Annotated in this window: 9 protein-coding genes and 1 pseudogene; 7 read left to right on the top strand and 3 right to left on the bottom strand. The window is 61.3% G+C overall.

Annotated features, from left to right (window positions below; genetic code table 11):
- The first annotated feature begins 1 nt into the window (after window position 1).
- On the top strand, window positions 2-1,051 hold the full coding sequence (locus D8U60_RS06525) for an NAD(P)-dependent alcohol dehydrogenase (protein ID WP_130899762.1): 1,050 nt from the start codon (window positions 2-4) through the stop codon (window positions 1,049-1,051).
- Between the two features lie 130 nt (window positions 1,052-1,181).
- Window positions 1,182-1,880, top strand: a complete 699-nt coding sequence (locus D8U60_RS06530; RefSeq protein WP_347237646.1) for a tRNA (adenine(22)-N(1))-methyltransferase TrmK — start codon at window positions 1,182-1,184, stop codon at window positions 1,878-1,880.
- A gap of 193 nt (window positions 1,881-2,073) precedes the next feature.
- Here D8U60_RS06530 and ycaC read toward each other — a convergent pair whose 3' ends face one another.
- Entirely contained in the window at window positions 2,074-2,703 is a 630-nt protein-coding gene (gene ycaC / locus D8U60_RS06535) for an isochorismate family cysteine hydrolase YcaC (RefSeq protein ID WP_016774235.1), read from the bottom strand.
- A 265-nt stretch (window positions 2,704-2,968) separates the two neighbouring features.
- On the opposite strand from ycaC, the gene D8U60_RS06540 reads away from it, so the two are divergent.
- Together D8U60_RS06540 and D8U60_RS06545 are read left to right on the top strand one after the other, a co-directional pair.
- Entirely contained in the window at window positions 2,969-3,679 is a 711-nt protein-coding gene (locus D8U60_RS06540) for an SDR family NAD(P)-dependent oxidoreductase (protein ID WP_016774234.1), read from the top strand.
- A gap of 97 nt (window positions 3,680-3,776) precedes the next feature.
- Window positions 3,777-4,706, top strand: a complete 930-nt coding sequence (locus tag D8U60_RS06545) for a LysR family transcriptional regulator (protein ID WP_130899763.1) — start codon at window positions 3,777-3,779, stop codon at window positions 4,704-4,706.
- On the opposite strand, the gene D8U60_RS06550 is transcribed toward D8U60_RS06545, so the two are convergent.
- Both D8U60_RS06550 and D8U60_RS06555 read right to left on the bottom strand, forming a co-directional pair.
- The gene (locus D8U60_RS06550; protein ID WP_073475257.1) at window positions 4,707-5,624 is read right to left on the bottom strand and encodes an AraC family transcriptional regulator; all 918 of its coding nucleotides are present in this window, start codon (window positions 5,622-5,624) and stop codon (window positions 4,707-4,709) included.
- 174 nt (window positions 5,625-5,798) lie between these two features.
- Window positions 5,799-6,563: an SDR family oxidoreductase gene (locus tag D8U60_RS06555; protein ID WP_016774231.1), complete on the bottom strand. Its 765-nt coding sequence runs from the start codon at window positions 6,561-6,563 to the stop codon at window positions 5,799-5,801.
- 258 nt (window positions 6,564-6,821) lie between these two features.
- Between D8U60_RS06555 and D8U60_RS06560 the strand changes: the two genes are divergently transcribed.
- The 3 genes and pseudogenes from D8U60_RS06560 to D8U60_RS27770 all read left to right on the top strand — a co-directional run.
- Window positions 6,822-7,703, top strand: coding sequence for an AraC family transcriptional regulator (locus D8U60_RS06560; RefSeq protein WP_122610332.1), 882 nt, complete (start codon window positions 6,822-6,824; stop codon window positions 7,701-7,703).
- A gap of 126 nt (window positions 7,704-7,829) precedes the next feature.
- The gene (locus tag D8U60_RS06565) at window positions 7,830-8,567 is read left to right on the top strand and encodes an SDR family oxidoreductase (protein WP_071171866.1); all 738 of its coding nucleotides are present in this window, start codon (window positions 7,830-7,832) and stop codon (window positions 8,565-8,567) included.
- A gap of 16 nt (window positions 8,568-8,583) precedes the next feature.
- Window positions 8,584-8,861, top strand: a pseudogene (locus tag D8U60_RS27770) (hypothetical protein); the annotation flags it as partial.

The following is an 8,861-nucleotide window of genomic DNA, read 5'->3' on the forward strand; positions in this document are numbered from 1 at the left end:
CATGCTCGTACAAGCCTATGGCGCCCACGCTGGCGACAAACCCCTTGAGCCCATGCAGATCAAACGCCGTGCGCCAGCCGCGCACGACGTGCAGATCGATATCGCCTTCTGTGGCATCTGCCATTCCGACCTGCATCAGGTGCGCGCCGAATGGGCTGGCACGCAATTCCCTTGCGTGCCCGGCCATGAAATCGTCGGCCGCGTCTCGGCGGTCGGCGATCACGTCAAAGCTTACAAGGTCGGCGATCTGGTCGGTGTCGGTTGCATCGTCGACAGCTGCCAGCACTGCGATGACTGCGAATCCGGTCTGGAAAATTACTGCGACGGCATGATCGGCACCTACAATTTCCCGACCCCGGACGCACCGGGCTGGACCCTCGGCGGTTACTCGCAAAACATCGTCGTGCACGAGCGCTATGTGTTGCGGATTCGTCATCCCGAGGCGCAACTGGCCGCCGTCGCGCCGCTGCTCTGCGCCGGCATTACCACCTACTCGCCGCTGCGCCAGTGGCACGCTGGCCCCGGCAAGAAAGTCGGCGTGGTCGGCATCGGCGGCCTGGGCCACATGGGCATCAAACTGGCCCACGCCATGGGCGCCCACGTGGTCGCCTTCACCACCTCCGAATCCAAGCGTGAAGCGGCTAAGGCACTGGGCGCGGACGAAGTGGTGGTGTCACGCAATGCCGAGGAAATGGCGGCACACACCAAGAGCTTCGACTTCATCCTCAATACCGTCGCAGCGCCGCACGATCTCGACGCGTTCCTGGTTCTGCTCAAGCGCGACGGCGCGTTGACCCTGGTCGGAGCGCCCGCATCGCCGCATCCGTCGCCGAACGTGTTCAACCTGATCACCAAGCGGCGCACCATTGCCGGTTCAATGATCGGCGGCATTCCCGAAACTCAGGAAATGCTGGATTTCTGCGCCGAGCACGGCATCGTTTCCGACATCGAATTGATCCGCGCCGACCAGATCAACGAGTCCTACGAGCGCATGCTCAAGGGCGACGTGAAATACCGCTTCGTCATCGACAACGCAACCCTCGCCGGCTAAGCGCCAACGTCCATCGGCAGCGCCGTGCTGCCGATGGCTTGAGGGATTCCATCGGCGCGATTTGACAGCGCCCGCGTTGCTCGCCAGAGTCGCACCCCTTTTTCCACCGCTGGGTGAACAGGGGTCGCCGTTGAACCAACAGACATTGTCCATGCGCCTGGAGCGCGTCGCTGCCCATGTGCCGCTTGGCGCGCGGCTGGCGGATATCGGCTCGGATCACGCCTATTTGCCGGTTGCCCTGATGCGCCGAGGCCTGATTACAGCGGCGGTGGCTGGCGAGGTCGCGCGCACGCCGTTCCACGCGGCGCAACGCACTGTCAATGACAACGACCTGCACGGCCAGATCAGCGTGCGCCTGGCCGATGGCCTGGCGGCGATCAGGCCTGACGACGGCATCAGCGCCATCACCCTGTGCGGCATGGGCGGCGAAACCATTCGCGATATTTTCGACAGTGGTGAAGCCCATCTCAGTGGCCACGAACGCTTGATCCTTCAACCCAACGGCGGCGAGCAAGCGCTGCGCCAGTGGTTGATGGATAACGGCTACCGCATCGTCTGTGAAGAGGTGCTGCATGAGAACCGCTTCGACTACGAAATTATCGTCGCCGAGCGGGCCTCTGATCCGGTGACCTACGATGCCAGGGAACTGTTTTTCGGACCGCTGCATCTGCAGGCGCGCTGCCCGGCATTTCTGCACAAATGGCAACGCAGGCTGAGTCAGCGGCAGAAGACATTGGGGCAGTTTACGCGAGCGCAACAGGCGTTGCCGGAGGACAAAATTCTTGCGCTGAAGCAAGAGATGCAGTGGATCAGTGAATTGCTCGGGTGACTGTGTGGCCGTCTTCGCGAGCAAGCTCGCTCCCACAGGAAATTGCGTTTCTCCTGAGCGAACACAGTCAACTGTGGGAGCGAGCCTGCTCGCGAAAGCGGTGTGGCAAGCTACACAGCAACCAAGTTGGCCGCAGGCGTCGGAAAAACAAAAAGCCTGCTGTTAAAAGCAGGCTTTTTCGTGGGTCGTGAACTTACTTCTGCTGCGTCAGCGCCGAGTAGCTGTTCATCAGGTTGCGATAGTTGGGGATACGCTGCGACAGCAGGTTACCCAGGCCTTCAATGTCGTTGCGCCAATCGCGGTGCAGCTCACAGGCTACAGAGAACCAGTTCATCATCTGCGCGCCAGCCTGAGTCATGCGGCTCCACGCGGCTTGCTGCACGGTGGTGTTGAAAGTGCCGGACGCGTCAGTGACCACGAACACATCAAAACCTTCCGCCAGCGCCGACAGGGTCGGGAACGCTACACAGACATCCGTCACGACACCGGCAATGATGATCTGCTTGCGCCCGGTGGCCTTGATTGCCTTGACGAAATCTTCGTTGTCCCAGGCGTTGATCTGGCCTGGACGAGCGATGTACGGCGCGTCCGGGAACATCTCTTTCAGCTCCGGCACCAGCGGGCCGTTCGGGCCTTGTTCGAAGCTGGTGGTGAGGATGGTTGGCAGGTCGAAGAACTTGGCCAGATCCGCCAGCGCCAGCACGTTGTTCTTGAACTCGTTCGGCGAGAAGTCCTGCACCAGCGAGATCAGACCGGTCTGGTGGTCAACCAGCAGCACGATAGCGTCGTCTTTGTTCAGGCGGTTGTAGGTTGGAGTGGTCATGGTGTGCGTCCCTTTTCAAGTTTGGAGTTTTGTTGTTGCGTTCAAGTTGGGTACAGATTACTGACGCACAGCAAAGGGATAAATCGGCTAAAAAGCGTTTCACCGTCCACTCAAACGGGACAATCATTCGAGACCCGCTCTGATTAGATACACCACAGTACAAATGATGTACCTCAGCCCCCATTTATCAACTCCGCGCAACTTCCTAAAGTCTCCTCCAACAGCCACCCGCCATCCTGACGGGCCAGCGACAGAGGAAATCATCATGAGCACATCGAAAAAAGTAGTTGTCATCACCGGCGCCTCGCAAGGCATTGGTGCAGGTCTGGTCGAAGGCTTTCGCGCCCTTGGCCATCAAGTGGTCGCTACCTCGCGCTCGATCAAAGAGTCGAGCGACCCGGATGTCCTGACCGTCGCCGGCGACATTGCCGATCCGCAAACCGCCGAGCGCGTGATTCGCGCCGCTGTCGCCCGCTTCGGTCGCGTCGATACGCTGGTCAACAATGCCGGGATCTTTCTGGCCAAGCCGTTCACCGCTTACAGCCAGGCGGACTATGCCCAGGTCGTGGCGACCAACATGAGCGGCTTCTTCTACATCTCGCAACTGGCCATCGCCGAGATGGAAAAACACGGCAGCGGCCACGTCGTCAGCGTCACCACCAGCCTGGTCGATCATGCAATCGATGGCGTGCCTTCGGTATTGGCGTCGCTGACCAAGGGCGGCATCAACGCCGCGACCAAATCCCTGGCCATCGAGTACGCCAAGCGCGGGATTCGGGTCAACGCCGTGTCGCCGGGCATCATCAAAACGCCGATGCACGCTGAGGAAACCCATCAGGCGCTGGGCAGCCTGCACCCCGTCGGCCACATGGGCGAAATCGACGACATCGTGCAAGCGATCCTCTACCTCGACGGGGCAAATTTCGTCACTGGCGAGATCCTGCATGTCGACGGTGGCCAGAGCGCCGGCCATTGATCGAAACCCTGCAACGCCGCCGCCGGTGGATACCGGCGGCGTCGTTGGTTGTGGTACACAGAGGATGAACGTCCGTCGATCCTCGGTGCGAGCCACAATGAAACGCCATTTTGAAGATTTGCAGTTAGGCAGTATCGAACTGTTCTGCCTGGCAGCCGAAGCCGGCAGCTTCACCGCCGCCGCGCAACTGGCCGGGGTCACGCCGGCAGCGGTGAGCCGGTCGATTCTGCGTCTGGAGCAACGCTTGGGTTCGCGACTGTTTGCCCGCACCACGCGCAGCATTCGCCTCACCGACGCCGGCCGGAGCTTCTTCGAACAATGCAGCCAGGCGCTGACGCAACTGGTCGAAGCGCAGCAGGAAGTCATGGGCGCGCAGACTTCGCCATCGGGTCGACTGCGCATCAGCCTGCCAACCACCTACGGGCATCACCGCATCCTGCCGCTGCTACCGAAATTTCGCGCGTTGTACCCCGAGGTCACGGTCGACGTGCACTTGGGCAACCGCAATATCGACTTCGTTGAAGAGGGCTACGACCTGGCGATACGCGTGCGCGCACAACCGGACTCGACGCTGATCGCGCGCTTGCTGGAAGACGCCGCCCTGGTGGTGGTCGCCGCCCCCGAATATCTGCATAGAGCCGGCACGCTGCAGACGCTGGACGATCTCATCGCGCATGAGTGCATCCAGTTCGAATTGCCCAGCAGCGGGCGGCGGATTTCCTGGCTGTTTCAGGAAAACGGCCGGGACCTGGAAGTGATTTCCGACGGTGGCTATTCCTGTTCCGACGATGTGCTCGGCGGTGTGACGCTGGCCAAGCACGGCGCCGGGCTGTTTCAGACTTACCGTTTCATCGTCGAGCAGGAACTCGCCGATGGCCGCCTGATTGAGGTGCTGCAACCGTACGCCGGACGTTCGCGCCCCTACACCCTGCTCTACCCGCACGGCCGCTATGTGCCGCAACGGGTGCGGGCGTTTGTGGATTTTCTGCTGGGGTTTCGTGATGAATGGGCGGGACCCGCGCGGTAATCAGCCGGTCTGACGCAGGCGGCTGAGTTCCTTGGACGGCGGGCAGCCGAACTGGCGGTTGTATTCGCGGCTGAATTGCGAAGCGCTTTCGTAGCCGACGCGATAACAGGCGCTGGACACGTCCAGCCCTTCATTGATGATCAGCCGCCGTGCCTCTTGCAGGCGCAGCTGTTTTTGATATTGCAGCGGGCTCATGGCGGTGACGGCTTTGAAGCGATGATGCAGCGCCGAGTTGCTCAGGTTGGCCACCTGCGCCAGCGCGTCGATACGCAGCGGCTCGGTGAAATTCTTGTTCAGCCAGTCGATAGCGCGCGTGACCCGGTGGGTCTGCGAATCGCTGACGGCGATTTCATACAGCAGATGCCCGTGCTGCCCACGCAGCAGGCGGTAATACAGCTCGCGCAACGCCATCGGCGCGAGCATGCCGATGTCGCGTGGATTATCCAGCAGGCGCACCAGACGCAGCATGGTATCGAGCAGGGTCACGTCGATCTTGTCGAGAAACATCCCGCGCCCGGCGTCCTGTGGCATGCCGGTCAGCGGCGATTCGGCTATCAGTTGCGTCAGTTGCGCCGGATCGAAATCCAGCCGTACGCAAAAATACGGCGCCTCGGGCGAGGCTTCGATCACCCTTCCCGACACCGGCAATGTCACCGACACCACCAAATAATTCAGCGGGTCGTAGAGGAAGCGCTCGTCACCCAGCCCGACTTCCTTGCGCCCCTGCACGATCAGGCACAGCGCCGGACGGTGCACCACATGGATCAGCTCGGACGGCCCATCGAGACGGATCACGTGCAGCGGCGCAATCGCGGTTTCGTAGGTGCCCGGCGCGTCGAAGCGTTGAGTCAGCAAGCGCACCAGTTCGGCGCGATACACCGCCGTATCGTGGAGGATGGAAGCGTCGTGGTTATCCATGTAAAGGGCCTCGAAAGCAGACGAAGGTGGGTCAACTGCGGAGGAAGATTAGCCAGTTTTATCCAGCGGCGACTAGATCAAAGATGCTACAGATTTGCCTGATTCTGCGTGCTCATGATCGTGGCAAAGCCATGGGCGCGTTATCACACGCGCCCGTGGCTTCTCACGCCACTATCAACCCGCCGTTACCGTCATGCCGCCATCGGCCATGACCACCGAGCCGACCATGAAACTGGCGCGGTCGGAGGCCAGAAAGGTCACGATCTCGGCGATCTCTTCCGGCTGCGCCGCCCGACCGATTGGCGCCGCTTCGCCGTGCTGCGCGAGGAAGCCCGGGCCGTCCTCGACCACATCGTTGAGAATATTGGTCACCACATCGCCGACGCCGATGGCATTGACGCGAATGCCGTGTTCAATGACTTCCAGGGCCAGCGTGCGGGTCAATTGCGCCAGCGCACCTTTCGAGGCGGTGTAAGCGGCAATGGTCGGAAAGGCAAAGTACGACGCATAGGAAGCGATATTGACGATCGCGCCGGACTTGTTCGGGATCATCGCCTTGACCGCTTCGCGGCAGTGCAGGAAGGCGGCCGTGGCATTCACTGCCTGGATCTTCTCCCAGTCGTCGCGGCTCATGTCGATCACGGCTTTGTTGATGATGATCCCGGCGTTGTTGACCAGAATATCCAGGCGCCCGAACTGCTCGACGGCAAGGCCTACTGCACGTTCGGCGGCGCCGTCCTCGGTGATGTCCGCCACCAGCGGCACCAGATCGGGACGAGCCAGTTCTTCGACAGCCGGGTTGAGGTCTTCGGCAATCACCTTGGCGCCGCGAGCGTGCAGCATCAGCGCAATCGCCTTGCCGATGCCACTGGCCGCGCCAGTGACCAGTGCAACTTTACCGGCGACTTCTTGGGGCAGGGTGTGGTTGAAATCAGTCATGGTTTTAACTCCTCGATAGCGAATCGGTGTTGCGCCTGATGGCGCGGTCGTAAACACGGCTTCACTGTCGCGCACTGTCCTCCGCCGGGCTTTCGGGCGATTGCCGGGACTGTCGGAGTTTTGCGCTGGAGTTTCTCGTTCGCCCGCCCTAACCTGCAAAATCATTCGCAGCCAAAGCTTTTGATGGAGCGTCCTGTGCCCCCTGCCAGCCCTGCTACGCCGACAATCAGTCAGCCCGCGCGCATCGCCGCCGAAGCCATGCCGGAGCATCTGCCCGGTGTAGCGGAAACGACCACGCCGCGGCCGCAGATCAAGGATGCGGTGGTGCAGCTGTTCCGCCATCAAACCCTGCTTGAGCCGATCCGCGTGCCGTGCGTGGCCGAACCGCTGCTGGTGCTGGTATTGGCCGGCACTGCCCGGGTCGAAGAACGTTCGTTGGGCGGAGAATGGCAGGCGAGCCAGGTCACGGCGGGCGACTTCTTCCTGACCAACACCCGCGAACCTTATGAAATGCGCTGGCAGACAGAAGGTTGCGAGGCCTTCGAAGTCATGCACCTTTACCTAGGTCTGGGCCTGATCGAACAAGCGGCGCGCGAAGCGTTCGGCGAACAGGCCGGTGCAGTGACGTTTGTCGATGTGTCCGGTGCGCGTGACGAGCAGGTCAGCTTCATCCTTGAGCAACTGCGCATCGAACTGACTGAACAGCGCCAGCCCAGTGCACTGCTGGTGCACAGCCTGGCTCAGGCGTTGGCGATCCATCTGCTGCGTCATTACCTCGACCCCGACAGCAACCCGCGCCGCGACAACGCCCTGCCCGCCTACAAACTGCGCCGGGTGATCGAAGCCATGAATGCGAATCTGGCGGAGGATTTCAGCCTCAGTCATCTGGCCGCCATCGCCGGGCTGAGCGACTACCACTTCAGCCGCACCTTCAAGCGCGCCACCGGTTTATCGCCCTCGCAATACTTCATCCGCCTGCGCATGAGCCGCGCGCGTCATCTGTTGCTGGAAACCGCCCACAGCGTGATCGACATCGGCCTGGAGGTTGGCTATTCCAGCCCCAGCCACTTTTCCCAGGTGTTCCGCCGTGAAGTCGGCGTCACGCCTAGTGCCTACCGCGATGCGCCACGCGGGGCCTGAAATCTGTCGAAAAGCGATGCAGCAGAATTGGGCAAATCCCGTGGAGGAATCGATTAATAGCCCATGAGCCCCCGCACTTAATCTTCTTCCAAGCCCACTCACGGGCACACAGAAGAGGACGACATCATGCTGAACATTCAAGACAAAGTGATCGTGATTACCGGCGCCAGCAGCGGCATCGGCGAAGCCACCGCACGCCTGCTCGCCGAACGTGGCGCCAAAGTGGTGTTGGGTGCACGGCGCACCGAGCGTCTGGCAGTCATTGCCGAAGAGATCAATAGCGCCGGTGGCCACGCGCAGTTCCGCGCACTGGACGTCACCGATCAGCAGGATGTGCAGCGCTTCGTCGATTTTGCCGTCGAGCATTACGGCCGCGTCGATGTGCTGGTCAACAACGCCGGGGTCATGCCGTTGTCGCGGCTGGACGCGCTGAAGGTCGATGAGTGGAACCGCATGATCGACGTCAACATCCGTGGCGTACTCCACGGCATCGCCGCCAGCCTGCCGTTGATGCAGCGCCAGCGCGCCGGGCAGATCATCAACATCGCCTCGATCGGTGCTTACGCGGTGAGCCCTACTGCGGCGGTGTACTGCGCGACCAAATACGCCGTACGGGCGATTTCCGAAGGCTTGCGTCAGGAGGTGGGCGGCGATATTCGCGTCACCGTCATCGCACCGGGCGTGACCGAATCGGAACTGGCCGAGAGCATTTCCGATGAAGGCGGCCGCGAAGAGATGAAGTCATTCCGCAAGATCGCCATCCCCGCCGAAGCCATCGCCCGCGCGATTGCGTATGCCGTCGAACAACCGGCGGACGTGGACGTCAGCGAACTGATCGTACGCCCAACCGCGAGCCCTTATTGAAACCAGGAGTCAATCTGTGGCAGCGAGCCTGCTCGCGAAAGCGCTGGGTCAGGCGAACATGATGTTGAATGTACCGCCGCATTCGCGGGCAAGCCCGCTCCCACAGGGTTTTTGTGGCACCACCAAATCATTGGTCAACACGGAACATTGTGGGAGCGAGCTTGCTCGCGAAAGCGCTGGATCAGCCGGCAAAGATGTTGGATGTACCGCCGTCTTCGCGAGCAGGCCCGCTCCCACAGGGTTTTTGTGGCACCACCAAATCATTGGTCAACACGGAACATTGTGGGAGCGAGC

The organism is Pseudomonas sp. Sample_11 (assembly GCF_004307505.1).
Classification (GTDB): Bacteria; Pseudomonadota; Gammaproteobacteria; order Pseudomonadales; family Pseudomonadaceae; genus Aquipseudomonas; species Aquipseudomonas atacamensis.